Raw genomic sequence first — 25,026 nt, 5'->3', positions numbered from 1 at the left:
CAACACGTCGGCGGGGCCCGCTCACGCTATGCCGGGGCCGGTGACGGCTCGATCCCGGTGATCTCCAGTTCGCGGCCGCTGCGCAGGTCGTTGGAGGGGCGGTCGCAGCGCGGGCACCAGAAGAACGGGGGCATGCCCAGCGGGAACTCCTCGGCGCACGGGCCGCACCAGGCCTGCGCGGGGACCTGCTCGACCACGAGCCTGGCCCCGGCCAGGGCGGTGCCGTCGCGGGCCACCTCGAAGGCGAAGTCCAGGGCGTCGGGGACGACGCCCGCCAGTTCGCCGACCCGGACGGTCACCGCCGCGACGAAGCCCGTCCCGTCCGCCCGGGCCATCTCACCGGCCCGCTCGATGATCGCGTTCGCGATCGACAGCTCGTGCACGGCCGGGCTCAGGGATACCGGCGGCCCGCGCGGAACCCGCCGGCCATCCGCCAGATCCGCATCTCCCGCCTGAGGCTGGGGAACTCCCAGCACAACAGTGCCAGGGCCAGACCGCCCACGAGGACGGCCTCGGCCTTCAGCACCCGCTGTCCGCTCATCTCGGCTCTTCGGCGCGAGGCGGGCCTTCGTGCTCGTTGGATCTTCATTGCGGCGACTCCCTGCTGTCTGTCATCCCGGCGAGATGTTCGGCATGGTCTCCGCGAGCGCGTCATGCCGCTTCCAGTGGATCCCGGTGGAGCGGCGCGCATCGGCGGTGCCGTCCTCGTGATGCCCTTTCTGGTCCTGGTACCGTCCCTTGTTGCCCTGGTGCATGCCGGCGACGTGGCCGGGTGTGTCGGGCTTCGCCTGGGGCCGGCCCACTCTGATGTTGCCCATGGGTTGTTCTCCTTCCTCGCCTCCGACCTTGCGGAGTGTGTACTCAGGGCCGCTCGGTGAGGTCCTCGAAGAACCGCTCGACGGCCGGCCAGACCCGGCCGCCTCCGGACAGGCCGCGCCACTCACGGCGTACGACGGCGACCATCCGGTAGCAGTCGTCGATCGGCACGATCCAGTGGTGGTCGAGCCCGTGCACGGTGTTCACCAGCAGGGCCTCCACCTCGGGTTCCACGGTGGCGAGCCGCGGACACGTCACGGCCAGCTCCTGCCAGGCCGCCGCGTCCACGTCCCACCGCATGGCCCCCGCCGGGCTGGGGCCCTGGGCGGTGACGGTGCCGTCCTCCCGGGGCACGAAGAAGACCAGGCCCACGGGTACGCCCAGCACCCCTGTGTCGACCTTGGGCAGCCGCACTCGGCGGCGGGGCACCAGCCGGTAGTGGCCGTCCCCCGCCCCACCCTGGGCGAACAGCACCGAGCAGGGGCCGCAGACGCAGCGCACCTCCTCCTGCCCGGTGTCGTACAGGTGGGCGTGCTCGTCCGGCACGAGCGCGGCGCACAGGTCGCACACCTCCGCCTCGGCCTCCGCCGCGCGGTCGGCCGAGGAGCGGATGAGGCGGGCCAGCGCTCCGTCCGTTGTCATCGTGCGCCCCGGTGCGTCAGCGTGGCCAGTGGTACGAACGCGGGTGCCGACTGCCGGTCGGAGGCGGTCGGCAGGGGCTCCACCGCCGTCAGCTCCGGAGCGGCGGCCAGCACCGCTTCCCGGACCACGTCGGTGACCTCGTTCGATCCGCCACCGCACCCGGAGCCGCACCCGCCGCCCGCCTTCAGGCGCACCCGGGCCACCTGTCCCTGCACACCGGCCCACTCCACGTCACCACCACGTTCCTGGACGGCGGGCCGCAGCCGTTCGACCGCGCGGGCCGCGCGGCGCTCGGCGGGCTCGGGGTGGACGTCGTGCAGCACCATCAGGTGCCCCAGCAACTCATCCTCGGCCAGACGTTCGGCCAGCTGCCCGTCGGCGTGGTCCAGGACGCGGGCCAGCGCCTCGCCGTAGACCTCGGTCAGCAGCCGTACGGCCTCGGTCGCGGAGCGCGTGGTGGGGCCGGGCGCGGCCTCGAGTCCTTCCAGTACCTCGTCGAGCCGGGCGAGCCGGGCCTCCACATCCGGATCCGCCAGCCGTTCGGCGGTGGCCTCAGCCATGGTTGGCCCCGTACGTCGGCGAGTGCAGGGTGGTGAGCGTCTTGCCCTTGCCGACGTACATGTGCACACCGCACGGCAGGCAGGGGTCGAAGCTGCGAACCGTGCGCATGATGTCGACGCCCTTGAAGTCGTCCGGTCCGTTCTCCTCGAAGACGGGCTGGCCCTGCACGGCGTCCTCGTACGGGCCCGGGGTGCCGTACATGTCGCGGGGGCTGGCGTTCCACGGGGTGGGTGGGTACGGGTGGTAGTTGGCGATCTTCTTGTCCTTGATCACCAGGTGGTGGGAGAGGACACCGCGTACCGCCTCGTGGAACCCGCAGCCGATCGCCTCGTCGGGCACCTCGTAGTTCTCGAACACCTTGGTCTCGCCCGCTCGCACGAGTCCCATGGCCTCTTCCAGGAACTGGAGGGCCATGGCGGCCGCGTAGGCGATGAAGTACGGCCGGGCGCGGTCGCGTTCGATGGTGTTGCTCCACTGCGGGATGCGCCACTCGAGTGTGGTCTCCGGCAGGGCCTCCCCCTTGGGCAGGGAGATGCGCACGCTGTGGCCGGTGGCCTTGACGTACGGGGTGTCGACCAGGCCGCTCAGCGCGGTCGACCAGAGCCGGGCGAGCGGGCCGCCACCGGTGTCGAGGGCGAGGTGCTGGTCGGTCCTCTTGTCGTACCAGCGCGGGCTCATCACCCAGCTGTACTTGCCGTCGAATTCGCGCTTCTGCGGCACCGGGACGGTCGTCTGGTTCCAAGGGTGGCGCATGTCGACGGGGTTGCCGAGCGGGTCGTGCGTCACGAAGGGCTGTTCGTTGACCCAGTCCTCGTAGTACGAGCTGCCGAGCAGGATCCGCAGGCCGAGGTTGATGTCGACGAGGTTGTTGGTGACCAGTTCGCCGTCGACGACGATGCCCGGGGTGACGTACATGTCCTTGCCCCAGGAGTTCATCGTCTCGTACCGGTAGTCGACCGTCTTCGGGTCCTGGAAGGCACCCCAGCAGCCCAGCAGCACGCGACGGCGGCCGACCTCCTCGTAGCCGGGCAGCGCCTCGTAGAAGAAGTCGAAGACGTCGTCGTTCATGGCGACGGCCTTCTTGACGAAGTCGATGACCCGCATCAGCCGGCTGAGGTAGTCGGTGAAGGTGTTCGGCTGCGGCATCGTGCCGACGCCACCGGGATAGAGCGTGGACGGGTGGACGTGCCGTCCCTCCATCAGACAGAACATCTCGCGGGTGACCCGGCTGACCTTCAGGGCCTCCTTGTAGACCTCGCCCTCGAAGGGGTTGAAGGCCCGCATGATGTCGGCGATCGTGCGGTAGCCGTGGATCTCGCCGCGGGGCGCCTCTGTGCGCTCGGCGCGGGCCAGCACGCCGGGGTTGGTGGCCTTGACCATGGCCTCGCAGAAGTCCACGAACACCAGGTTGTCCTGGAAGATCGTGTGGTCGAACATGTACTCGGCCGCTTCACCGAGGTTGACGATGTAGTCGGCCAGCGGGGGCGGCTTGACACCGTAGGCCATCTGCTGAGCGTAGTCGGAGCAGGTGGTGTGGTTGTCGCCGCAGATGCCGCAGATGCGGGACGTGATGAAGCCGGCGTCGCGCGGATCCTTGCCCTTCATGAACACGGAGTAACCGCGGAACAGCGACGAAGTACTGTGGCATTCCACGACTTCCCGGTTTGCGAAGTCGATCTTCGTGTAGATGCCCAGGTTCCCGATGATCCGCGTGATGGGATCCCAGGACATGTCCACGAGCTGTGGCGGCTTGCGCCCCGTGGGCCGGGCCTCGGTGGTGGTCATCTGCGGTGCTGCCCCTCGCTGTCGGTGCTGCGTCGACGGATGGTGGAGTGCGTGGCGTGCGCCATCAGGCCCGCCAGTGCGGGTCGTAGCCGCTGGTGAGCTTCCGCTTGTTGTGGCGCCACTTGGGCTCGTGGTTGACCAGCTCGTTCGTCATGCCGCGCAGTCGGCGGATGACCGCCCCGTACGGCTTGATGGCCAGTGAGGACAGCGTGCCGCCGGGGGGCTCGTCCATGAACGGCATGAAGGCGTCGGGGAAACCGGGCATCGTGCACCCGATGCAGATGCCGCCGACGTTCGGGCAGCCGCCGATGCCGGCCATCCAGCCGCGCTTGGGCACGTTGCAGTTGACGACCGGGCCCCAGCAGCCCGTCTTGACCAGGCACTTGGGTGAGTTGTAGTCCTTGGCGAAGCTGGCCTGCTCGTAGTAGGCGCCGCGGTCGCAGCCCTCGTGGACGGTCTTCCCGAACAGCCACTGCGGACGCAGCATGTGGTCCAGCGGTGGCGGGGGTGCGGAGCCGGCGGCGTGGTAGAGGACCCAGACCAGGGTTTCCATGAAGTTCTCGGGCTGGATCGGGCAGCCGGGCACGTTGACGACCGGCAGACCGCCCTGGGAGGTGAAGTCCCAGCCCAGGTAGTCGGCGAGGCCCATGCAGCCGGTCGGGTTGCCGGCCATCGCGTGGATGCCGCCGAACGTGGCGCAGGTGCCGGCGGCCACCACCGCCCAGGCCTTGGGGGCCAATTGGTCGATCCACCAGTTCAGGGTCTGCGGCTCGCCGGTCTCCGGGTCGTTGCCGAAGGACGTCCAGTAGCCGTCGCCCTCGATGATGTTCTGGTTGGGGATGGAGCCCTCGATGACGAGGACGAACGGGGCCAGTTCCCCGCGTGCCGCCGCCCGGTAGGGAGCGAGGAAGTCCTCGCCGCCCAGGCTCGGGGAGAGCACCTTGTTGACGAGGTTCACCTTCGGCAGGCCCGGGATCAGACCGAGCACCAGGTCCTCGATGGACGGCTGGCCGGCCGCGGTCAGGGAGACGGTGTCGCCGTCGCAGCTCATCCCCTCGGAGATCCAGAGGATGTGGATCTCGTCCATGCCCTGCCGGTCCTCGGCCTGACTGGGCTCTTTGCTGACTTCTGCGGTACTGCTGTGCGTCGTCATGTCATCGGCCTCCGCTGCTGCGGGTCTCGGAGTCGGTCGTGTGCCGCGCCGGGGCTGCGGCGGGAGCCGGTGTCGGCGGCTCGTGCCGGGGTTCGGCGGGCTCGAGGGGTTCGAGCTCGTCGGGCCGGAAGTAGTGGAAGCGGCCGTACCAGGTGTGCAGTTCGGCCGCCGGGTCGTCGTCGAGGGTGACGGCGAGGTGCACGGTGCCGTCCACGTCGTGGAAGACGGCCGCGACCTCGGCGGTGCGGCCGGCCAGGAACATGTCCTGGGCGTCGGCGCCGCGTCCCCGGGGACGGAGCCGGACGCGGCTGCCGCCGCCGAGCGGGATGCCGTCGACGAGCACCGTGTCGGTGGCCGGGGAGAGACCGTCGTCGGCACCCTCCTGCCACCAGGCGGGGCGGCCGGCGGGGGCAGGAGTATCGGGCGCAGGGGTGGCGGGGGCGGCCGGTGCGAGGGAGCGGACGGCGCCGTGGAGCCGTTCGAAGACCTCCTGCGGCATCGTGTCGACGCGGTCGAGGATCTCCGCCGCCCGCAGGTCGGTGGCCCGCGCCTCGCGCTTCTCCTCGTCGGTCAGCAGCATCGTGCGCAGCGTGAGGATCTCGTCGATCTCCGCGGCGTCGTGCAGGTCGCCCGGGCTCTCGGGGGCCACTTGTGGGTGGTCGGGCAGGATGATCGGCGCGGAGACCAGGACGTGGCCGTCGCCGCCGAGGACGGGGAAGGTGAACTCGTTGCGGCATGAGCGGGCGGGTGTGCGCAGCTCCGTCGGCGGGTCGATCAGCGAGACGAACTCCACCCCGTCGCCGCCGATGAGGGTGTGGGTGGCGATGAGGGCGCGGCGCAGTGCCTCGTCACGAGCGGCCCGCGGTGCCGGTGGCGGCCCGGTGTTCGTGGTGCGCACCCGGAGCCTGCAGAGATCGTCCGCCAGTCGTTCGGCGGTGACGGTGACCTCGGCCCGGACCTCGTCGCGGTGCCGCACCACCCGCCCGGCGTGACCGGGCAGCGGTTCGACGTCCACGCCGGCCGGCGCGACCACGGGAACGGTGCGTCCGCCGTGCAGGAGGTCGTCGAGCGGGACCTCGACCTCGCGCTCATGCGGCACGGCCTCGTCGAAGGTCAGGTGCGTCGTGCCGTCGGCTGTGCGCAGCGACTCGACGGCGTGATGACGGCCGTCCCGGATCTCCTCCACCTGCTTGCGCTGCAGCTGAAGGTGACGGATCCGCACACGTACGGAAGCACTGCCGGGCCGCCGGATCCGCAGCAGGCACTCGGTCTGCTGGTACCAGGAGTCGGCGGAGCCGGAGACGCCGGGGACCACGGGGCCGTCCGCCTCCACCCAGCCCCGCGGGAACAGGACCCCGAACTGCCATCGGACGCGATTCTTGGCCGAGGACCGGCGGTAGGGGTAGAGGAGGTAGCCCTCGTAGAGGACGGCGTCGGCGACGGCGCTCACCTGCTCGAAGGCGTCCGGGGACGGGTCGGCGGGCGGGTCCTCGCCGCCTCTCGTGGCAGCGCGCGCCGTGCCGCCCTCGGCCAGTCCCTTCGCCATCGCGCCTCCTCGCCCGGTGAGCACCCGCGTCCAAGGGGTGCACGTGCATCCCTTCCACCACAGTCACACCACTCATCCACGGTCGCCCCTCCGGCGCAGTGGCCTTGGACCGTTCGGGGCAGTCGCGTGCTGCACGACGACGGCCCGTCGGCGGTGGGCGCGACGGGCCGGTGTCGGGATCCTGGGAGCCTCAGGGCGTCACCTCTGCACGTGGGACAGCCGCCGTGCCACCAGCGGGATGATCACCGCTGCGGCCACCACATGCGACAGGGCGAGGACGATCTGGGTGGACGCGGCCGTGTGCGGGGCGACGGCCGGGCCGGCGAGGGACACCGCGGTGAGGACGACGGTGGTCACGGTGAAGGTGCGGGCGGGCCGCCCGGCCCACCGGGCGAGCGCCACCGCCAGGACGATCCCGGCGACCGACCAGAACACCACGCCGCCGCCGAAGCCGCCGACGGGGATCTCCGCCGCCTCCTTCGCCCCCGGGCTGGCCGCCTCCATCGGGACGCCCGCGGCCCGGGCGACGAGAGCGAACGCCTCCGTGACGACGGCACCGGCGAGCGCCGCCAGGACGCCGACGAGCCACACGGGGCGGGTGGAAAGGAAGCCGGTGGTGCGCCGGGACTCGGTGCGGGCCTGCGTCTGAGGGGTCGTCACGCTCATGTCGCCTTCTCCTGCTCGGTGTTGGGCTCGGTGCGCCGTACGGAGAGGTAGACCGGGCGACGCGCCGGAACTCATCGGTGGACCGAGGGCCGGCACGGCCCTTCGGCCGAACAGTGCAAGTCGCCTGCACGAACCGGCGAGTCCAGGGAAGGCGTCACCCCATGGACCAGCCGAAGACCCAGCACCCCCGCACGACCACCAGCCCCGGCGTCACGACCCTGGCCGACCCGCTGGTCAACAAGGGCACCGCCTTCAGCCGGCAGGAGCGCGCCGAGCTCGGCCTCGACGGGCTGCTGCCACCCGCCGTGGAGACCCTGGACGAACAGGTCGCCCGCGCCTACGAGGCGTTCCACGGCTACGACAAGCCCCTCAACCGGCACATCTACCTGCGCCAGCTCCAGGACACCAACGAGGTGCTCTTCCACCGCCTGGTCACCGAGTACCTGGAGGAGCTGCTGCCCATCGTCTACACGCCGACGGTCGGTGAGGCCTGTCAGCGTTTCAGCGAGATCTACCGGCGGCCGCGCGGGCTGTTCCTGACGTGGGAGGACCGGCACCGCTTCCGGGACATCCTGCGCAACCGCCCACACCGCGACAAGGACGTGGACGTCATCGTCGTCACCGACGGGCAGCGCATCCTCGGCCTGGGCGACCAGGGCGTCGGCGGGATGGGCATCCCGATCGGCAAGCTCAGCCTCTACACGGCGATCGGCGGCATCCACCCCGCCCGCACCCTGCCGATCCTGCTGGACGTCGGCACCGACAACGAGGACCTGCTCGGCAACCCGCGCTACCTCGGCCGGCGCGCCCGCAGGCTGACCGGCGCGGACTACGACGAGATGATCGAGGCCTTCGTCTCGGCGGTGGAGGCGGAGCTCCCCGGCACGCTCCTGCAGTGGGAGGACTTCGCCACCGCCCACGCGCACCCGATCCTCGCCCGCTACCGGGAGCGGCTGCTCACCTTCAACGACGACATCCAGGGCACGGCGGCCGTCACGCTCGGCGCCCTGTCCACCGCGGCGAACGTCTCCGGCACCCCGCTGCCCGACCAGCGCCTGGTGATCCTGGGGGCGGGGTCGGCCGCCATCGGTGTCGCCGACATGATCCGGACGGCCATGATCGAGGAGGGCCTGTCCGAGGACGAGGCCACGGCACGGTTCTGGATCCTCGACGTCGACGGCCTGCTGGTGCGGTCGCGCACGGAACTGACGCCGCAGCAGCGGATGTTCGCGCGCGACGACGGCGAGGTGACCGACTGGGACGGCACCGGCCTCGCCGAGGTGGTGCGCCGTGTCGGGCCGACGGCGCTCATCGGGCTGTCGACGGCTCATGGCGCGTTCACCGAGGAGATCGTGCGGCAGATGGGCTCGACCTGCGAACGCCCCGTCATCTTCCCGCTCTCCAACCCCACCTCCCACTCCGAGGCCGATCCGGCGGATCTCACCCGCTGGACCGACGGCCGGGCGCTGATCGCCACCGGCTCGCCCTTCCCGCCGCTCACGGTGGACGGGCACGAGGTGCCGGTGGCGCAGTCGAACAACGTGTACGTCTTCCCGGCCATGGGCCTGGCGGTGACGGCGAGCCGGGCCACACGCGTCACCGACCGCATGATGGTGGCCGCCGCCCGGGCCGTCGCCGAGTGCGCGGTGCGGGCGGCACACGGCGCGGACGGTCCGGTACCGCTGCTGCCGCCCCTGTCCGGGATGCGCGAGTCCGCTCGCGAGATCGCCCTGGCCGCGGCTCTCGCCGCCGTCGAGGACGGAGTGGCCCCGGGGGCGACCGAGGAGGAACTGCGTGAGGCGATCGCGAAGACGCAGTGGACCCCGCGGTACGAGGCCTAGACGGACGCCGGCCGGGCGCGTCGTCCGGAAGCGGGTACGCCGTGGACGGGGTGCCGGATGCGAGCGCGCCGGGGGACGTACTGTCTGAGGCACGACGGTCGACCGCGGAGGCATCGGCAGCATGGACCAGGGACAGCCCCTCACCGACGGCGCGCTGGGCGCGGCGGCGGACGCGTTCGAGCGCCAGCGTCCACGGCTGTTCGGTATCGCCTACCGCGTTCTGGGCAGTGTGTCCGAGGCCGAGGACGTGGTGCAGGAGGTATGGCTGCGCTGGCAGGACGCCGACCGGAGCGCGGTGCTGGATCACGGGGCGTTCCTGGCGAAGATCACCACGCGTCTGGCGATCAACGTGGCCCAGTCGGCGCGGGTCCGCCGCGAGGCCTATGTGGGGCCGTGGCTGCCGGAGCCGGTGGACACCAGTGTGGATCCGCAGGTCGGCGCGGAGCGGGGCGAGGCGCTGGAGCTGGCCGTGCTGCTGGTCCTGGAGCGGCTGAACCCTGTGGAGCGGGCGGCCTATGTGCTGCGGGAGGCGTTCGACTACGCGTACGACGAGATCGCGGGCATGCTCCAGCTGAGCCAGGCCAACACGCGGCAGATCGTCAGCCGGGCCCGCAAGCGCCTGTCCGCCGAGCGCCGTGAACCGGTCGACTCGGCTCAGCACCGGCGCCTGCTCGAAGCCTTCGTCGCCGCCGCGCGGCACGGTGATGTCGCGGCGCTGGAGGACGTGCTGTCGGCCGACGTCGTCGCCTACGCGGACGGCAACGGCATGCGCGGCGTGGCACGTCTGGAGATCGCGGGGCCCGAGCGCGTGGCCAGGGTCACCGCCTTCGCCCGGAAGTTCTTCCCCGGAGCCGAGTACGTCATCGTCGAGGCGAACGGGCGGCCCAGCCTGCTGCTCGCCCGGGACGGGGCCGCCGTCGCCCTGGTGAGCGCCACCGTGGGGCCCGGTGGCATCGACGGGCTCTACTGGGTCCTGACACCGGAGAAGCTGAGGGCGTACGAGCGGTCGGCGCGCAGGCTCACCGACCGCCCGTAGCCCCTTGGGTCAGTTCTGCTTGAGCCACTCCTCGTAGCGGGTGGACGCGTGGTGCGCGGTGCCGTCGCCGGTGAGCACGTCGGGCATGCCCGCGAAGAGGCCGGCGGTCTCGTCGGTGACGACGGTGCGGCCGTCCGGCTTCGCGGCCAGGGTGAGCTCACCCAGCCGGTCGAGCCCGTGCACTTCGGGTCCGGCGATGTTCCGGATGCCGTTCGACGGTGCGCCCTGGGCCGCCTCGGCGACGGCCGCCGCGACGTCGGCGGAGGCGATCGGGCGCAGTCGCGTGGACGGCAGGCGCACCTGAGTGCCCTCGGTGGACATGTTCATCACCGGGGCGACGAACTCGAAGAACTGGGTGGCGCGCACGATGCTGAAGGGCACGCCGCTGCCGCGCACGGCGTTCTCCTGGGCGACCTTGGCCTGGTAGTAGCCGTAGCCGGGCACCTGGTCGACACCGACGATGGAGAGCCCGACGTGGTGGCGGACGCCGGCCTCCTTCTCGGCGGCGAACAGGTTCCGTGCCGAGCGGGTGAAGAAGTCCAGCGCCGGCTCGGTGTCGAAGGACGGCGAGTTCGACACGTCCACGACCACGTCCGCGCCCTTGAGGGCCTCGGCCAGTCCCTCGCCGGTGAGGGTGTCGACACCAGTGGAGGGAGCGGCGGCCACGGCGTCGTGCCCCTTTTCGCGCAGCAGCGCGACGACCTGCGAGCCGATGAGCCCGGTACCGCCGACGACCACGATCTTCATCACTGTCTCCGTTTCGCTGAGGGGTTGACTCACCAGAGAGACAGGGCAGGGCCCGGGCCTGTGACAGCCGGCTCCGAGGCGGCGGGGCCGGAGCCGATCGCGGGCCTGCCGGGAAGGGCAGCGGGTCAGTCGAGCGCGACGCCCGTGTGCCTCTCCAGGGCGTGGACGAGCTGGGCCTGGAACCGTTCGTCCCGCGTGGCGGGGTGTGGCGTCCGGGTCTGCCGGTGGTACCAGTAGCCGCCGGTGCTCGGGGTCACGTCGTGGTGGGTGGCGAGCCATGCCTGTGTCTCGTGCCCGGCGGTCAGATCGTCGGGTGCGCCGCGACCGCCCATACGGGTGGGGACCCACCCGGGGTCGACCGCATGGCTGGAGGTTCCTTCCCAGCGGGAGGCGACGGCGAGCGCGAGAGTGGTGACCCAGAGTTTGGTGTCGTCGTAGGAAGCGGATCCGACGGCCAGACGTCGCAGGTCGGTGGAGCCGGTGCGGTGCATGGAGCTGCTGAGGTAGATGAGCCGGGCCGGCTTGTCCATCAGGGCCGTCAGCATGTACGGCGCGACCGTGTTGACGGTGACGTCCTCCGGGCTGTGCATGACGCCGGCGTTGTGGATGACGGCGTCGAAGCGGCCGAACCCGGCGGCCTGCCGGGCGACGCCGCGGATCTCGTCCAGGTCGGCCAGGTCCCCGGTGACGACGCCCGTCCACCGGGCGGTGTCGTCCGCGTCGGTGAGCCGGGCCCGGTTGCGGACGTGGACGACCACGTCGTGCCCCCCGGCGGCCAGCGCGTCCGCCGTGTTGCGCCCGAGCCCGCCGGCCGCCCCGGTCACCAGAACCAATGCCATGTCCGTCCCATCTCCTTACGTCGTCCACACCATGCTCGATGCCCTCATCGAGTCGTCCACCCCGCTCCGGCGATGTCGCCGTCAGCATCGGCCCCGCCAGGAGCCGTCCACGAAGACGGTCACCGGTTGTGCCGTTGCTGTCATGTCCGGTCTCCCGGCTCAGCGGATGGTCGTGCCGTCGGGCTCGTCGAACAGGCCGAGTTCGTCCTGCGTCGGCAGGCCCTCCCAGTCGCCCCGGGTGGCGACGGCGAAGGCGGCGGTGGTGACGGCCCGGTGCAGACGGGCGGGGATGTCCGCGCCGGCCAGGAGTCCGGACAGGTATCCGGCCACGAAGGCGTCGCCCGCACCGACCAGATCGACCGCCTCGACCCGTCGGGCGGCGCGGTCGGTCGCCCCGTCGGCGGTGAAGCTCGTCGCGCCCCTCGCGCCCCGCTTGACGACCACCTCACGGACGCCAGCGGACAGGAGACTGTCCACGGCCTCCGACTCGCCCGCGTCGGACCGTTCCAGCACCAGCGGCAGTTCGTCCTCGGAGGCGATGAGCAGGTCGACGTGGGCCAGTATCGACCGCAGGGCCGTGCGGGCGCGGTCGGCGGACCACAGCCGGGAACGGTGGTTGACGTCGAGGCACACGGTGATGCCGGACTCGCGCGCTGCCGTGGCGGCGGCCAGGGTGGCCTCGGCCGCCGACGGGCCGAGCGCCGGGGTGATGCCGGTCAGATGCAGGACGCGGGATCCGGGCGCCAGTGCGGGCAGTACGTCGGCCGGGGAGAGGGCCGAACCCGCCGAACCGGCGCGGTAGTAGCTGACGCGGGTGAGGGTGCCCAGGCGGGGTTCGGTCAGGAGCAGACCCGTGGGGCGGCCGGTGTCGTCGGTGACCGCGTGGCCGGTGTCGATGCCCTCGGCGCGGAGCGTGCGCAGCACCAGCGCGCCGAGTTCGTCCGCACCGACCCGCCCGGCCCAGCGCACCCGGTGTCCCAGCCGGGCGAGGCCGATGGCGACGTTGGACTCGGCTCCCGCCACGGACAGGCCGAGACTGCCGCCGAGACGCAGCGCGCCCTGGGCCCGCAGCGCCGCCATCGTCTCGCCGAAGGTCACCACGTCGGGCGGGGTCCGGGGCTCCGGTGCCGTCACGGCGTCTCCCCCGCGATCACCTTGCGGAACACGGCCGTGCGGGCGCGGAGTTCGTCCACGTCGCCGCCGTCGGCCGCGTCCCCGACGAGCGGTGAGCCGACACCGACGGCGATGGCGCCCCGGTCCAGGTAGGCGCGGGCGGCTGCCGCGTCCACTCCGCCGACGGGCACGAACGGCACCTCGGGGAACGGGTCGCGCAGGGCCCGCAGATAGCCGGGGCCGCCGAAAGAGCCGGGGAAGAGTTTGATCGCGTCGGCGCCCCGCGTGAGGGCGAGTTCGATCTCGGTCGGTGTCAGGGCGCCCATCAGCACGGGTATGCCGTAGGGCTCGAGTCCGTCGACCAGTGCCGGGGTGACGAGGTACGAGGCACCGGCGTCCACGGCTCGTTCGGCGTCGGCGGCCGAGCGGACGGTGCCGGCGCCGAGGAGTGCGTCGGGGCCCAGTTCGGTGCGCGCCTGCCGGATCACGGTCAGGGCGTCGGCGGTGGTCAGCGAGACCTCGACGGCCGCGATGCCCTCCGCGGCGAGGGTCCGGACGGTGCGCAGTGCCGCGGCGGGGTCCTTGCCGCGCACGATCGCCAGCAGGCGGTGGGCGCGGAGCGATTCCACCAGGTTCATGTGAGGGGGCCCTCCTTGGGGCGTGGGGTGCGGTGGCCTGGTGCTGCTCACCATTCGGTGAACGCGCCGTCGGCGCCTCGCCATACGGGGTTGCGCCAGCGGTGTCCGGCTTCGGCGGCGCGGCGTACGGCCTTCTCGTCCATCTCGACGCCGAGACCCGGGCGGGACCCGCGGACGGCGTGGCCGCCCTCGAAACGGAAGGGTTCGGGGTCCATCACGTACTCCAGCAGGTCGCACTGCTGGTTGTAGTGGATGCCCATGCTCTGTTCCTGGATGAGGAAGTTCGGCACGGAGAAGGCGATCTGGAGGCTGGCGGCCAGGGCGATCGGGCCGAGCGGGCAGTGGGGCGCCAGGGCGACATCGTACGTCTCGGCCATGGCCGCGATGCGGCGGACCTCGGAGATGCCGCCGGCGTGCGAGAGATCGGGCTGGGCGACGGCGATGCCGCTGGTCATGACCTCGCGGAAGTCCCAGCGGGAGTAGAGGCGTTCGCCGGTGGCGAGCGGGATGCTCGTGGACTCTACCAGGCTGCGCAGGTGGCCCGAGTGTTCCGGCAGCACGGGCTCCTCGACGAACAGCGGGTGCAGGGGTTCCAGCAGCGGCAGCAGGCGGCGTGACGTGGCGGTGGAGACACGGCCGTGGAAGTCGACGGCGATGTCCCGCTCGTCGCCCAGCACTTCGCGGACGGCCGCGACCCGCTCGACGACCTCGGCGGTGCGGGCCGGGGTGTCGATCGGTGCGAGTTCGGCCGAGGCGTTCATCTTCACGGCGGTGAAGCCGGCCTTCACCTGTTCTCCGGCGAGCTCCGCCACGTCGCTCGGGCGGTCTCCGCCGATCCAGGCGTACATCCGGACGCGGTCCCGTACCGGGCCGCCGAGGAGGCGGTGCACCGGGACGCCGTAGGTCTTGCCTGCGATGTCCCACAGGGCCTGGTCGATGCCGGCGACGGCGCTGGAGAGGATGGGGCCGCCGCGGTAGAAGCCGCCCTTGGTGAGCACCTGCCAGTGGTCCTCGATGCGCAGCGGGTCCCGGCCGACGAGATAGTCGGCCAGTTCGTGGACGGCCGCGCGCACCGTCTCGGCGCGGCCCTCGATCACGGGCTCGCCCCATCCGGTGATGCCCTCGTCGGTGGTGACGCGCAGGAACAGCCAGCGCGGAGCGACGAGGAACGTCTCAAGTCCGGTTATCTTCAAGGAGCTTCCTCCGGCTGCGTGTCGTGTGCATCGTCCTGATGTTCGCGCGCCCGTACGGCCGCCAGGTCTTGGGCGGCGTCCGGGTCGCCCGCTGCGACCGCGCCCCGCCGTCCTGCGGCATTCCGTCATCCCGCGCCTCTCCCCTCCGCTGCCTGCGCTCGACCTGCTGCACCCACCGTAGCTGTTTAAATTAATAATGAATATATCTTCACTCAAGTGCGCCGGGCTGTCAGCGCAGCGCGGCGGACAGCCGGTACCGCCCGGACGGCAGGCGGTAGGTGCAGACCCCGTCGGCGGCTCCGAGGAAACGCACTCCGGGCACCCGGGCCAGCGGGGTGCGTCCCTCGCGGACGGCGTCGGCGGAGACCGCCGGAAGGCGCAGGGTCGCCTCTGTGTTGGCGGGCACGGCGGCGTCGTACACCAGGGTCCGGCCCTCCTCGACGACCTCCCACGCACTCCTGATCTCGCCGTACGGCGACTCGTGGGAGCCCGCCACCCGCCTGATCCTGCCCGTGGGGTCGAGGTGGGGCCGGAGCAGGAAGTGCCGGAAGCCGGGGCTGTCCGGGTCGGGGGCGATGCCGGCCATGTGCGTGTACATCCACTCCATGATCGCGCCGTAGGCGTAGTGGTTGAAGGAGTTCATGCTGACCGGGCCGAAGCCGGCGTCGTCGGAGTAGGAGTTCCAGCGCTCCCAGACCGTGGTGGCGCCGTTGCGCACCGAGTACAGCCAGGACGGCAGGGCGTCCTGGTGCAGCAGCCCGTAGGCCAGGTCGACGCGGCCCTCGTCGCTGAGGACGGGGGCGAGGACGTTGACGCCGAGGAAGCCCACGGACAGGGTGTTCTCGGCATACCGGACCCGGCTGCTGTCCGGGTGCGCCGCCTTGTAGGCCGCGTCGTTGCCGATGTTGTCGGCCAAGTGCCCGATGAGTGCCCGGCGTTGTTCCTGCGTCTCGTAGAACCCGAGCTTGAGGACCCACAGCAGCGCTGTCTGGCTGTTGTCCTCCGTCTTCTGGTCGGGGTCGGCGCCCGGCTCGATCGGGGAGGCCTCGCCCAGGCTGGACCGCACCGTGACCCGGCCGTCCGAGGTACTCAGGTACGTGCTGATGAACGCCTGCCTGATGCGCCCGAAGAGGCGCTGGTACTCCTCCGCCTCCGCCGTCCGTCCGATCGCCCGGGCCATCTGTGCCATCAGCCGCGCGGAGTAGCCGTAGTAGACGTCGCTCATGAGCTGGGCGCTGGTCTTCTGCGGTGCCAGCCAGTCGCCCGTGAGGGAGCCCTGTCCGGCGTAGGTGTCGCCGGTCTGCTCGTGGATCCAGTCCAGGTAGCGGGTCATCGCCGGCCAGTTGTCCTCGACGATGGTCGCGTCACCCGTCATCTGCCACACGGTCCACGGGACGATCACACCGCAGTCCGCCCAGCCGCTGCCGCCCCCGGGGAAGTTGTACCGGCCGCCGGGAGCCACGCCGGTGAACTGTGCTCCGTCCGTGCCGTAGCCGGCCTGGGAGTCGACGACGGTGTCCTGGAAGTGGCCGAGGAAGGCGCCGGCGTCGGCGTTGAACAGGCCGGTCGTGGCGAAGACCTGGGTGTCGCCGGTCCAGCCGAGGCGTTCGTCGCGCTGCGGGCAGTCGGTGGGCACCCAGAGGTAGTTGCCGCGCTGGCCCCACCGGATGTTGCTCACCAGCTGGTCGATGTCGGGATCGTCGGTGGTGAGGGTGCCGGTCTCGCGGATCGCGGACGTGGCGACCTTGCCGGTCAGACCGGTGATCGTGACGGTGTCCGTCGCGGTGACGGAGACGTAGCGGAAGCCGTAGAAGGTCAGGGCGTCCTGATGGGTCTCGCCGTGCGGGTCGCCCTTGAGGATGTACGTGCTGGTGGCCTTGGCACTGCGGAGGTTGGCCCGGTAGACGGAGCCCTCGGGGCCGTCCGCGCCGGCGCTGTCGTCGTTGAGCATCTCGCCGAACCTGAACTCGACCCGGGTTCCGGCCGGGCCGCGCAGGCCGTAGCGGGCGACGCCGACCATGTTCTGGCCGAGGTCGAAGACGGCGGTCTCGCCGCTGCCGATGGTGACGGAGGCGGAGGCCGCCCGCTCCGGGTCGGTCACCGTCCGGGCGGGGTCCACGACGATGCGTCCCTTGCCGTTGGGGCGGCCGTCCTGGCCGGTGACTCCGGTGGCGACGGTGATCGACCGCGGCCTGCGGTCCCACTGCGGCATCAGACGCGCCGTCTCGGCCGGGTAGGCGATGAGCCGCGCGTCCGAGTACCTGTCGTCGAAGGCGACGCGTTCCACGTCCGACCACGCGCTGTCGTCGAATCCGGGCGCCGTCCAGCCGGGCAGTTCCCTCCGGGCGTCGTAGGTCTGGCCGTCGTAGATGTCGTCGGCCCGGTAGGGGCCGGTGTCCGTGGCCTTCCAGCTTCCGTCCGGCTCGGTGACGACCGTCTGCTCCGTGCCGTCGGTGTACCGGACGAGCAGCTTGGCCTTCACCGCCAGCGCGTTGCCGTCCTGCGAGTAGTACGTGCTGCCCTCGGAGACACGGCCGTTGTACCAGCCGTTGCCCAGGACGAAGGCGAGGGTGACGGTCCGCTGCCGCGTCACGAGGTGCGTCACGTCGTACGTCAGGTAGCTGACGCGCGCGTCGTAGTTGGTCCAGCCCGGGGGCAGCAGTTCGATCGTCGTGCCGCCGTCCTGCGGAACGGTGACGTGCTCTCCGTTGACGTGGGCGTCGTAGACACCGAGGGCCGAGGCGTAGAGCCGGGCCTCGCGCACCTGCCGCCGGCCGTCGGTCGTGAGGGGTGTCTCGTTCCGCAGCAAGGGAGCGCCGGCCGAGCCGGGGGCTTTCCCCTTCATGCCGATCCATTGCGCGCCGTCCCATCCGGTCACGCCGTCGGTGCTCATCAGGCCGGTCTCGAAGGTGGACGGGGACGCGACCCCGACCGGACGGTCCTCGGTGTCCCAGACGGTGACGGTCCAGTGGTAGCGGGTCGAGGCGCCGAGCGGCTCGCCCTCGTAGCGGACGGCCACGGAATCGGAGGAGCGGACGCGCCCGCTGTCCCAGAGGTCCGCGCGGGCGGTGGAGAGCTTGTCGGGCGAGCTCGCCACGAGGATCCGGTACGCCCCCTGGCTCCGGCCGCGGGTCTCCGACCGCATGCGCCATCCGAAGCGCGGCCTGTTCGCGTCCATGCCGAGAGGGTCGGTGCGGTGTTCGACGGTCAGCCCCCACACCGTGCCGCGTTCCGGAGGGCGGGACGACTCCGCCGCCGCGCTCGTGCCGGCTCCCGTGGCACCGGCCCCTACCGACACGGCACCGGCCGCCGCGGCGAGCACGGTTCGACGACGCACCGCCACGCCGTGCGCGCGGGGAAGCTCTCCCGCGCCGGCCTCTCGGTCGGCGCCGTCCGCACTGCGCTCCTCATGCCTCACACCTGCTTCCTTTCGGTTCTCCGGTCATCGGCCGGGAGGGTCGAAGACCGGCTGGGCACGGCAGTCTCTCTGAATCGATTCAAATCGGCGTTTTGGGTAACGTTTCCCAAAGGCGTGGTGGCCCGACCCTAGGGAGAGGCCTGAGTGACGTCAAGAGGCCCGGCACGCTGCGCGGCGCCTACGGCACCCAGCCCCCAGATGCGCGCCGAGGTGCGCCGGGCGATCGACGAACTCGGCTACCGGCCGCACGCGCAGGCGGAGGCCCAGGTCACCGACGCGGTGATCGACCGCGGCACTCCGCTGTACGACACGGTGGCGGACGGCGACGCCGAGGGCGCCTCGCTCGAAGCCGTCACCGAGGCCGGACCGCCGGTCCCCGGTGACATCTCCGTCGCCGGATACGACAACACCACCTTCGCCGCCCTCGGCCCCATCTCGCGGATCAGCGTCGACCAGGCGGGGCCGGACCCGGCCCCGGCCCCGGCGTAGGCGGTCCCACCGGGCCGGGGCACGCGTCCGACGGCCGCCAGTCGACGCGTATCTCGGCGTGTTGCAAGCGGTACTTGGCCGTCTCGTCGACGGCGGGGGCGCCCAGCCCGGTGGCGCGCAGGCGCAGACAGCCGCCCCTGGCGGAGGTGAGGGTGTCGGTGACCCAGTCGGCGTTCTCCGGGGTGAGTTGCTGGTCATTTCGCGGTCCAGGGCTCGGACTCCGCGGCGGACGCCGCCGGTTCGCCGGCGGGAGAGGTACTGCATCGAGGGGACCGTCACGGAGTGCGGCGAGGAGGGGAGAGGAGAGGGACTGCGCGGATCGAGCTTCCGGAGATCTGCTTGAATCGATTCAATCTCGGGTGTGCAGGCGGGATCTTCAGCCCCGACGCCGCTGAGGGACCTCCGCAGGGAAGAGGTCGATCGGCGTCACGAGCCCTCGATCGACGCCAGGACGAACGTCAACGGCAGTGTGGCGGCGGCGAGGGCGAGCCCCGCGGCCGCCATGCCCGCACGGATCTCCCGGCTGCCGCGGACCCCCAGGTATGCGGCGATCAGCGGCAGGAGGAGCCCCAGGAGAAGGCTGAAGCGCCAGCCCTCTTCCTTCATGAGGAAGACCGTGGCGCCGAGACAGGCCGGCACCGAAGCGACGGTCAGGACGCGGCTGCGCGAGAGGAAGAGTTCAAGGTCGTCGACCCCGCCGAAGAAACTCATGACCGGACTGTCTTCTCCTTTTCCGCGGGTCAGTCGTCGCCGACGGCGCGTCCCTCGCCCCCGGCCGTCCGGTCGTCGTCTTCCTGCGCCGGGCCCAGCAGGACCTCGATGCCCGCGCGCAGGTAGCGCTCCAGCGTGGCGTCCGGGGCCGAGACGAGGGCGGGTGGGCGTATCTCCGTGCGCATCAGGCTGGTGCCGAGCATCCAGGCCGCCAGGAGTTCCGCCCTCAGGTCGGCGTCAGGGCCGTCGAGGCGGGCGGCCAGACGGCGGGAGAACACTTCCGTGAAATCCGCCCGCAGCCGCGCCACCGCCTCGTCACGACCGGAAGACCTCAGCACGGACAGCACCGGATGCGGGAAGTCGCCCTCCCTCGGCTGCCCCATGAGCAGCGCGCAGAACCAGTCGGGGATCGCCTCGACCGGCTCGTTCAGCAGCGGCTCGAACATCTTGCCGGTGCCCGATACGTCGTTGAACAGCGCTTCTTTCGAGCCGAAGTAGCGGTAGACGAGGGCGGCGTCCACCCCCACGTCGCCCGCGATGTCGCGCACGCTGGTGCCCTCGTAGCCGTACTTGCCGAAACGGAAGGCCGCTGCGGCCCGCAGCGCGGTGCGCGTCGCCGAGGCCGAGCGTTTGTGGGCGGGCCTGCGGGCCACCGCCTTGGCCGCCTCGCCGTTCTGTACTCCGGTCACGTACCGCACCTCCGTGGTTCACGGCCCTCTGGCCATCCGCCCATGTTCCAGTCTGCGGCGACTGTCTCAAAGTCACCGACCGATGTCATCAATCGTTGACTTACGTTCTCGCCCCATGCGATACCTGACTCAGGTCAACGATCGATGACTTGAGTCCTCGCTCTGCCCGGGCCGTACGACGGAGTCGGCCCTTCCAGGTCCGCCGCACGACGCGATCGAGCGCGCCCTCGCACGTTCCTCGGCCGTCGCACGCGGGCGCCCCCACCGACCGGAAAAAGGTGATCCTCTGTGCCTGCTCGACGTGTCGCCGTGATCGGAACCGGCTACGTCGGACTGACAACCGGCGCCTGTCTGGCCTCCCTTGGGCACTCCGTGGTGTGCGCGGACGCCGACCCGCACAAGGTCGAGCGACTGCGCGAGGCCCGCGTGGACATTCTGGAGCCCGGTCTGCCCGGGACCGTCCGGGACGCCCTGGACGCCGCCCGGCTCGACTTCACCGGCGACACCGCGGCCGCCGTGGCCGAGGCCGAGGTCGTGTTCCTGTGCCTGCCCACGCCCATGGGGGCGGGCGGCGCCGCGGATCTCGCCGCCGTGGAGGCCGTGGCCGCGCAGATCCGCGACGTGCTGCCGACCGGCTGTGTCGTCGTCAACAAGTCGACCGTGCCGGTCGGAACGAGCGAGCGAGTCGCCGCGCTGCTCGGCCGGGACGACGTGGCTGTGGTGAGCAACCCGGAGTTCCTGCGCGAGGGCCGCGCCGTCCAGGACTTCCTGCACCCCGACCGGATCGTGATCGGCGCCGCGGACCGGGACGCCGCCCGGCGCGTGGCCGATCTGTACGCCGGACTGGACGCGCCGCTGGTGCTCACCGACCCCGCCAGCGCCGAACTGACCAAGTACGCGGCGAACTTCTTCCTCGCGATGAAGCTGTCCTTCGCCAACAACCTCGCCACCGTCTGCGAACGCTTCGGCGCCGACATCAACGATGTCACCGAGGGCATCGGCCGGGACCCGCGCATCGGCTCCGCGTTCCTGCGGCCCGGGCCCGGCTGGGGCGGTTCCTGTCTGCCCAAGGACACCCACGCCCTGCTGACCGTGTGCGAGCTGGCCGGGGTCGACTTCCCCCTGCTGCGCGCCACCATCGAGACCAACGTCACCCACCAGCAGCAGCTCGTCGAACGGGTCGCCGCCGCGTGCGGACGCGGCGGCGACGGCTCGCTGCGCGGTGTACGACTGGCCCTGTACGGCCTGACCTTCAAGGCCGGCACCTCGGATCTGCGCGACTCCCCCGCACTTTCCGTCGCCCGGCTGCTGCGCGAGCGCGGCGCCGAACTCACGGCGTACGACCCGGCGTTGCGCGAGGAGCGGCCCGACCTGAGCGATCTGGTCGAGCTCGTCGACGACCCGGTGCGGGCGGCGGAGGGGGCAGCGGCCTGTCTCGTCCTCACCGAGTGGCCGGAGCTGCGCGACCTCGACTGGGCGGCGATCGCGGCGCGCATGTCCGGCCGGGAGGTCCACGACTTCCGCAACCTGCTGGACGCAGACCGGCTCGCGCGGGCCGGGCTGCGTCGGCAGGGCATCGGGCGCGCGGAGGCACCGACGCGGGTGGCGTGACATCTCCTCCCCGCCTCGGAAACGGGTTCAGAGCAGTCCGCCGGGCCGAAGGCCGCCGGAATGGGCGAATCCCAGAAGAAGAGTCCGAGAAGAATCCAGAGAGAAAGGCTCACCCCATGCGGGTTCTGTGCACCACGCTCGGCAGTCCCTCCCACGGCCGCGCTCAGCTTCCCCTGCTGCGCGCCCTCGCCAAGGCCGGGCACCAGGTGCTGGTGGTCACCACCGAGGCCCTCGTCCCCGTCTTCCGTGACGACGACGTGCAGGTGAACGCCGTTCTACCGGAGTTCGATCCGCTCGCCGCGATGGGCCCGTACCTCGCCGAGCTCGACGAAACCCCCGACCTGACGGAACCGACGGACGCGCTGGCCCGGCTGCTGATGCGCAACGTGGCCGGGCCGGGAATCAAACCGCACCTGGACATCCTGCTCCCCCTCGCCCGGGACTTCCGGCCCGATGTGATCCTGCGGGACGGTATGGACATGGCCGCGGTGCTCACCGCCGAACTGCTCGGCGTACCGCAGTTGCCGACGCCTTCCGGGTTCAGCAACGTCCTGGACCCCGCCGAGGTGCTGCCGCAGCTGAACCAGCGGCGCGAGGAGCTGGAACTGCCCGTGCGGGACGACCCGCTGTCCCTCGTGCCGCACGGGCGTGTCGACTACGTGCCGTCCGCCTTCTCGTTCGCCCGGCACCTGCCCAGGACCTGGGCGTACCGGCAGACGGTGGACGTCGAGCGCGGCGTGGTGCTGCCGGAGTGGGCCGCCGGACTGCCCACGGACCGGCCGCTGGTGTACGCCGCGATCGGTACCGCCCTGCCGAAGATGCGTGCGCGGATGGAGGACCGCGAAACGACTCTGCCCGTGAAGCTGCCGGACGCCGCCGAGAGCCTGCACGCGATCGTGAGGGCGGCGGCCGAGCTGGACGACTGCACGGTGGTCGTGTCGACGTCCGGGCTGGCGGTGGACACCGAGGGGCTGCCCGGGCACGTCCACGTCGCCGAGCGGGTGCCGCAGCCGCTGCTGCTGGAGTCGGTCGACCTGTTCATCACCCACGGCGGCTTCAACAGCATCCGCGAGGCCATGCGCACGGGCACGCCGCTGGCGGTCCTGCCGCACTTCGGGGACCAGCCCGCCAACGCGGAGCGCGTGGAGGAGCTGGGCCTGGGCCGTCACATAGCGGACCGCAGCGCGGCCGGCATCGCCGACGTGTGCCGCAAGCTCCTCGCCGATCCCGAGCCCCGGGCGCGGGCCCGGTCGGCCCAGCTCGCGATGCTGACGCTGCCGGATGTCGAGCAGGCGGTCGACGACCTGGCCGGCCTCGCCGGCTAGCCGCCCCGGCCGGCCGACCCCGGCCCGGCGCGGGCCGCCCCGGAACCCCGGGGCGGCCCGTGCCCGAGCGCCGTACCCGCCCCCACCCCGAGGACGACACGTGACCTTCTCCGACACCCAAGAACAGGGCGCGGCCGGGGACCTGCCCCCGCGGCTCAGTCACCGGCAGATCACCACCGTCATGTCCGGGCTGGTGCTCGGCATGTTCCTGGGGGCGCTGGACCAGACGGTGGTCTCGTCGGCGCTGCGGACCATCGCCGACGACCTGCACGGGCTGACCGCCCAGGCATGGGTGACCACCGCGTACCTCATCACCGCCACCATCGCTACGCCGCTCTACGGCAAGCTCTCCGACATCCACGGCCGCAGGCCCGTCTACCTCGCCGCGATCGCCCTGTTCACCGTCGGCTCGCTGCTGTGCGGATGCGCCACGTCGATCTACGAACTCGCGGCGTTCCGCGCCGTACAGGGTCTCGGCGGCGGCGGGCTGATGTCGCTGGCGATGACGATCGTCGCCGACATCACCAGCCCGCGCGAAAGGGGTCGCTACCAGGGCTACTTCATGGCCGTGTTCGGCGGCGCCAGCATCGTCGGGCCGCTGGTGGGCGGCGCGTTCGCGGACCGGGCCGACCTGCTCGGGACAGCCGGCTGGCGCTGGATCTTCCTGATCAACGTGCCGCTCGCCGCCGCGGCCGCGGTGGCGATCGTGCGCGTGCTGCGCTTCCCGCACCGGCGGGTGCGGCACCGGCTGGACTACGCGGGGGCGCTCGCCCTGGCCGTGGGACTGGTGCCGCTGCTGACGGTCGCCGAGCAGGGCCGCACCTGGGGCTGGGACTCGCCCCGGGCCCTGTCGATGTACGCGATCGGCGTGGCGGGGCTGGCGGTGTTCGTCGTGGTGGAGCGGCGGTCGGGCGACGCCGCGCTGCTGCCTCCGCGCCTGTTCCGCATCCGGACCTTCCGGCTGGGCGTCGGGCTGCACTTCGTCGTCGGCATCGGCATGTTCGGCGCGATGACGACGCTGCCGCTCTATCTCCAGCTCGTGCGCGGCATGAGCCCCATCGAGGCGGGCCTGGCCACCCTGCCCACGGTCGCCGCGAACCTCGCGGTGACTCTGCTGACGGGCCGGATGATCGCCCGGACCGGCCGGTTCAAGGTCCATCTCGTCGCCGGTGTCGGCTCGTTCACCGCCGCGATGCTCGTGTTCGCCACGCTGCGCGTGGACAGCCCGCTGTGGCACCCGGCGCTCGGCATGGTCCTGATGGGCGCGGGGCTCGGCGCGTCGATGCAGACGCTGACCACGCTCGCGCAGAGCGAGGTGCCCCGTACGGACATGGGCGCGGCGACGGCGTCCGTCAACTTCTTCCGCTCCAACGGCGGCACGGTCGGCACCGCGGCGTTCCTGTCGATCCTGTTCACCACGGCGGCCGGCAGCATCGCCGGGCGGCTGGCCGAGGCCCGCCGCGACCCGGCCTACCGCCATCTCCTGGCCCAGCCCGACAACGCGCACGCCCTGACGGGCGTCCTACGGCCCGGTGGCGGCGTCAACCTGGAGGACTCCGCCTTCCTGCGCACCCTCGACCCGAGCGCGGCACTGCCGTTCCTGGAGGGCTACGTCACCTCGATGCGCCTCGTCTTCCTCACCGGCGCCGCGGTGTCCCTGGCCGCCTTCGCGCTGGCGGCCTGGCGGGTCCCCGACCTCACGCTCTCCGACGAGTAGCGTCCGGTCGACGTCCGGCCCCGGCCCCCTCGCGGGTAGGCGTCTCGTCATACTTCCGGGGGACGGGCCGGCCCCCGGTCGCACTTTCGGCCGTCCCGGAAACGGGCATGCGGAGGGACGCCCTGCGGATCATCGGCGCGGAGGATGGTGGGGCCCTCGAAGCACAGTGCCCGACAGGAGCCCCCCGTGATCACCACACCCACCGCTCGCCGCGCCACCGCGGTGGCCGCACGCGCCGCGGAGCTGTCCAAGGTGTACGGACAGGGCGAGACCCGGGTGGTCGCCCTGGACCACGTCACCGTGAACTTCCACCAGGGCGAGTACACCGCGATCATGGGGCCGTCGGGCTCGGGCAAGTCGACGCTGATGCACTGCGTGGCCGGGCTCGACACCTTCACCGGCGGCTCGGTCCGCATCGGTGACACCGAGCTGGGCTCGCTCAAGGACAAGCAGCTCACGCGGCTGCGGCGGGACAAGATCGGCTTCGTCT

24 protein-coding genes are annotated in these 25,026 nt (G+C 71.7%); 7 read left to right on the top strand and 17 right to left on the bottom strand.

Annotated features, from left to right (window positions below):
- Positions 1–26 precede the first annotated feature (26 nt).
- The 9 genes from hypA to GTY47_RS29380 form a co-directional block, all read right to left on the bottom strand.
- Complete coding sequence (gene hypA, locus GTY47_RS29415; protein WP_010043911.1) at positions 27–383, bottom strand: hydrogenase maturation nickel metallochaperone HypA; 357 nt, start codon at positions 381–383, stop codon at positions 27–29.
- Between the two features lie 8 nt (positions 384–391).
- Positions 392–541 carry a hypothetical protein gene (locus GTY47_RS40470; RefSeq protein ID WP_173937223.1) on the bottom strand — a complete coding sequence of 50 codons (150 nt, stop codon included), beginning with the start codon at positions 539–541 and terminating at the stop codon, positions 392–394.
- 70 nt (positions 542–611) lie between these two features.
- The gene (locus GTY47_RS29410) at positions 612–818 is read right to left on the bottom strand and encodes a hypothetical protein (RefSeq protein WP_010043909.1); all 207 of its coding nucleotides are present in this window, start codon (positions 816–818) and stop codon (positions 612–614) included.
- A gap of 43 nt (positions 819–861) precedes the next feature.
- On the bottom strand, positions 862–1,458 hold the full coding sequence (locus GTY47_RS29405; protein WP_010043907.1) for a DUF5947 family protein: 597 nt from the start codon (positions 1,456–1,458) through the stop codon (positions 862–864).
- A complete protein-coding gene (locus GTY47_RS29400; protein ID WP_010043905.1) occupies positions 1,455–2,018 on the bottom strand; it encodes a NifU family protein in 564 nt (187 codons plus the stop codon). The genes GTY47_RS29405 and GTY47_RS29400 overlap by 4 nt, the downstream gene beginning before the upstream one ends.
- Positions 2,011–3,804, bottom strand: coding sequence for a nickel-dependent hydrogenase large subunit (locus tag GTY47_RS29395; RefSeq protein WP_010043903.1), 1,794 nt, complete (start codon positions 3,802–3,804; stop codon positions 2,011–2,013). The genes GTY47_RS29400 and GTY47_RS29395 overlap by 8 nt, the downstream gene beginning before the upstream one ends.
- 64 nt (positions 3,805–3,868) lie before the next feature.
- Positions 3,869–4,957, bottom strand: coding sequence for a hydrogenase expression protein HypE (locus GTY47_RS29390; RefSeq protein ID WP_029181452.1), 1,089 nt, complete (start codon positions 4,955–4,957; stop codon positions 3,869–3,871).
- A gap of 1 nt (position 4,958) precedes the next feature.
- A complete protein-coding gene (locus GTY47_RS29385; RefSeq protein ID WP_010043899.1) occupies positions 4,959–6,503 on the bottom strand; it encodes a hypothetical protein in 1,545 nt (514 codons plus the stop codon).
- A gap of 198 nt (positions 6,504–6,701) precedes the next feature.
- The gene (locus GTY47_RS29380) at positions 6,702–7,169 is read right to left on the bottom strand and encodes a DUF6069 family protein (RefSeq protein ID WP_010043896.1); all 468 of its coding nucleotides are present in this window, start codon (positions 7,167–7,169) and stop codon (positions 6,702–6,704) included.
- Between the two features lie 161 nt (positions 7,170–7,330).
- On the opposite strand from GTY47_RS29380, the gene GTY47_RS29375 reads away from it, so the two are divergent.
- Both GTY47_RS29375 and sigJ read left to right on the top strand, forming a co-directional pair.
- Positions 7,331–9,010, top strand: coding sequence for an NAD-dependent malic enzyme (locus tag GTY47_RS29375; RefSeq protein ID WP_010043894.1), 1,680 nt, complete (start codon positions 7,331–7,333; stop codon positions 9,008–9,010).
- 121 nt (positions 9,011–9,131) lie between these two features.
- A complete protein-coding gene (sigJ, locus tag GTY47_RS29370; protein ID WP_010043893.1) occupies positions 9,132–10,046 on the top strand; it encodes an RNA polymerase sigma factor SigJ in 915 nt (304 codons plus the stop codon).
- Positions 10,047–10,055: 9 nt separating this feature from the next.
- Here the strand turns inward: sigJ and GTY47_RS29365 are convergent, their stop codons facing one another.
- From GTY47_RS29365 to GTY47_RS29340, 6 genes are all read right to left on the bottom strand, one after another.
- Positions 10,056–10,793 carry an NAD(P)H-binding protein gene (locus GTY47_RS29365; protein WP_010043892.1) on the bottom strand — a complete coding sequence of 246 codons (738 nt, stop codon included), beginning with the start codon at positions 10,791–10,793 and terminating at the stop codon, positions 10,056–10,058.
- A 125-nt stretch (positions 10,794–10,918) separates the two neighbouring features.
- Positions 10,919–11,632, bottom strand: coding sequence for an SDR family NAD(P)-dependent oxidoreductase (locus GTY47_RS29360; protein WP_029181451.1), 714 nt, complete (start codon positions 11,630–11,632; stop codon positions 10,919–10,921).
- Positions 11,633–11,791: 159 nt separating this feature from the next.
- The gene (locus GTY47_RS29355) at positions 11,792–12,766 is read right to left on the bottom strand and encodes a sugar kinase (protein WP_010043890.1); all 975 of its coding nucleotides are present in this window, start codon (positions 12,764–12,766) and stop codon (positions 11,792–11,794) included.
- Positions 12,763–13,383, bottom strand: coding sequence for a bifunctional 4-hydroxy-2-oxoglutarate aldolase/2-dehydro-3-deoxy-phosphogluconate aldolase (locus GTY47_RS29350; RefSeq protein ID WP_010043889.1), 621 nt, complete (start codon positions 13,381–13,383; stop codon positions 12,763–12,765). Before GTY47_RS29350 ends, GTY47_RS29355 begins: the two co-directional genes overlap by 4 nt.
- Positions 13,384–13,430: 47 nt before the next feature.
- Positions 13,431–14,576: a galactonate dehydratase gene (gene dgoD, locus GTY47_RS29345; RefSeq protein WP_010043888.1), complete on the bottom strand. Its 1,146-nt coding sequence runs from the start codon at positions 14,574–14,576 to the stop codon at positions 13,431–13,433.
- 229 nt (positions 14,577–14,805) lie between these two features.
- A complete protein-coding gene (locus GTY47_RS29340; RefSeq protein WP_231911217.1) occupies positions 14,806–17,874 on the bottom strand; it encodes an alpha-L-rhamnosidase in 3,069 nt (1,022 codons plus the stop codon).
- A gap of 318 nt (positions 17,875–18,192) precedes the next feature.
- Here GTY47_RS29340 and GTY47_RS40465 point away from each other — a divergent pair, with 318 nt between their 5' ends.
- Positions 18,193–18,483 carry a ribose operon repressor gene (locus GTY47_RS40465; RefSeq protein ID WP_010043883.1) on the top strand — a complete coding sequence of 97 codons (291 nt, stop codon included), beginning with the start codon at positions 18,193–18,195 and terminating at the stop codon, positions 18,481–18,483.
- Positions 18,484–18,909: 426 nt separating this feature from the next.
- Here GTY47_RS40465 and GTY47_RS29330 read toward each other — a convergent pair whose 3' ends face one another.
- Positions 18,910–19,194, bottom strand: a complete 285-nt coding sequence (locus tag GTY47_RS29330) for a hypothetical protein (RefSeq protein ID WP_010043880.1) — start codon at positions 19,192–19,194, stop codon at positions 18,910–18,912.
- 29 nt (positions 19,195–19,223) lie between these two features.
- Entirely contained in the window at positions 19,224–19,883 is a 660-nt protein-coding gene (locus tag GTY47_RS29325) for a TetR/AcrR family transcriptional regulator (protein ID WP_010043878.1), read from the bottom strand.
- A 288-nt stretch (positions 19,884–20,171) separates the two neighbouring features.
- Between GTY47_RS29325 and GTY47_RS29320 the strand changes: the two genes are divergently transcribed.
- The 4 genes from GTY47_RS29320 to GTY47_RS29305 all read left to right on the top strand — a co-directional run.
- Complete coding sequence (locus tag GTY47_RS29320) at positions 20,172–21,494, top strand: UDP-glucose/GDP-mannose dehydrogenase family protein (RefSeq protein ID WP_010043876.1); 1,323 nt, start codon at positions 20,172–20,174, stop codon at positions 21,492–21,494.
- 116 nt (positions 21,495–21,610) lie between these two features.
- A complete protein-coding gene (locus GTY47_RS29315) occupies positions 21,611–22,819 on the top strand; it encodes a glycosyltransferase (RefSeq protein WP_010043874.1) in 1,209 nt (402 codons plus the stop codon).
- Positions 22,820–22,919: 100 nt separating this feature from the next.
- A complete protein-coding gene (locus tag GTY47_RS29310) occupies positions 22,920–24,536 on the top strand; it encodes an MDR family MFS transporter (RefSeq protein ID WP_010043873.1) in 1,617 nt (538 codons plus the stop codon).
- Between the two features lie 186 nt (positions 24,537–24,722).
- Positions 24,723–25,026 (top strand): ATP-binding cassette domain-containing protein (locus GTY47_RS29305; protein WP_010043871.1); only part of this gene is annotated, 304 nt, incomplete at its 3' end.

This window comes from Streptomyces sp. SID5464 (assembly GCF_009862985.1).
In the GTDB taxonomy this organism is placed as follows: Bacteria; Actinomycetota; Actinomycetes; order Streptomycetales; family Streptomycetaceae; genus Streptomyces; species Streptomyces chartreusis_D.
Note: the sequence above shows the minus strand (reverse complement) of the source record. Positions and strands in the feature narration are given on the sequence as shown.

Coding starts and splice junctions, on each gene's coding strand:
- GTY47_RS40470 (WP_173937223.1), bottom strand. CDS start 541: ATGAGCGGACAGCGGGTGCTGAAGGCCGAGGCCGTCCTCGTGGGCGGT.
- GTY47_RS29410 (WP_010043909.1), bottom strand. CDS start 818: ATGGGCAACATCAGAGTGGGCCGGCCCCAGGCGAAGCCCGACACACCC.
- GTY47_RS29405 (WP_010043907.1), bottom strand. CDS start 1,458: ATGACAACGGACGGAGCGCTGGCCCGCCTCATCCGCTCCTCGGCCGAC.
- GTY47_RS29400 (WP_010043905.1), bottom strand. CDS start 2,018: ATGGCTGAGGCCACCGCCGAACGGCTGGCGGATCCGGATGTGGAGGCC.
- GTY47_RS29395 (WP_010043903.1), bottom strand. CDS start 3,804: ATGACCACCACCGAGGCCCGGCCCACGGGGCGCAAGCCGCCACAGCTC.
- GTY47_RS29390 (WP_029181452.1), bottom strand. CDS start 4,957: ATGACGACGCACAGCAGTACCGCAGAAGTCAGCAAAGAGCCCAGTCAG.
- GTY47_RS29385 (WP_010043899.1), bottom strand. CDS start 6,503: ATGGCGAAGGGACTGGCCGAGGGCGGCACGGCGCGCGCTGCCACGAGA.
- GTY47_RS29380 (WP_010043896.1), bottom strand. CDS start 7,169: ATGAGCGTGACGACCCCTCAGACGCAGGCCCGCACCGAGTCCCGGCGC.
- GTY47_RS29375 (WP_010043894.1), top strand. CDS start 7,331: ATGGACCAGCCGAAGACCCAGCACCCCCGCACGACCACCAGCCCCGGC.
- sigJ (WP_010043893.1), top strand. CDS start 9,132: ATGGACCAGGGACAGCCCCTCACCGACGGCGCGCTGGGCGCGGCGGCG.
- GTY47_RS29365 (WP_010043892.1), bottom strand. CDS start 10,793: ATGAAGATCGTGGTCGTCGGCGGTACCGGGCTCATCGGCTCGCAGGTC.
- GTY47_RS29360 (WP_029181451.1), bottom strand. CDS start 11,632: ATGGCATTGGTTCTGGTGACCGGGGCGGCCGGCGGGCTCGGGCGCAAC.
- GTY47_RS29350 (WP_010043889.1), bottom strand. CDS start 13,383: ATGAACCTGGTGGAATCGCTCCGCGCCCACCGCCTGCTGGCGATCGTG.
- GTY47_RS40465 (WP_010043883.1), top strand. CDS start 18,193: ATGCGCGCCGAGGTGCGCCGGGCGATCGACGAACTCGGCTACCGGCCG.
- GTY47_RS29330 (WP_010043880.1), bottom strand. CDS start 19,194: ATGAGTTTCTTCGGCGGGGTCGACGACCTTGAACTCTTCCTCTCGCGC.
- GTY47_RS29315 (WP_010043874.1), top strand. CDS start 21,611: ATGCGGGTTCTGTGCACCACGCTCGGCAGTCCCTCCCACGGCCGCGCT.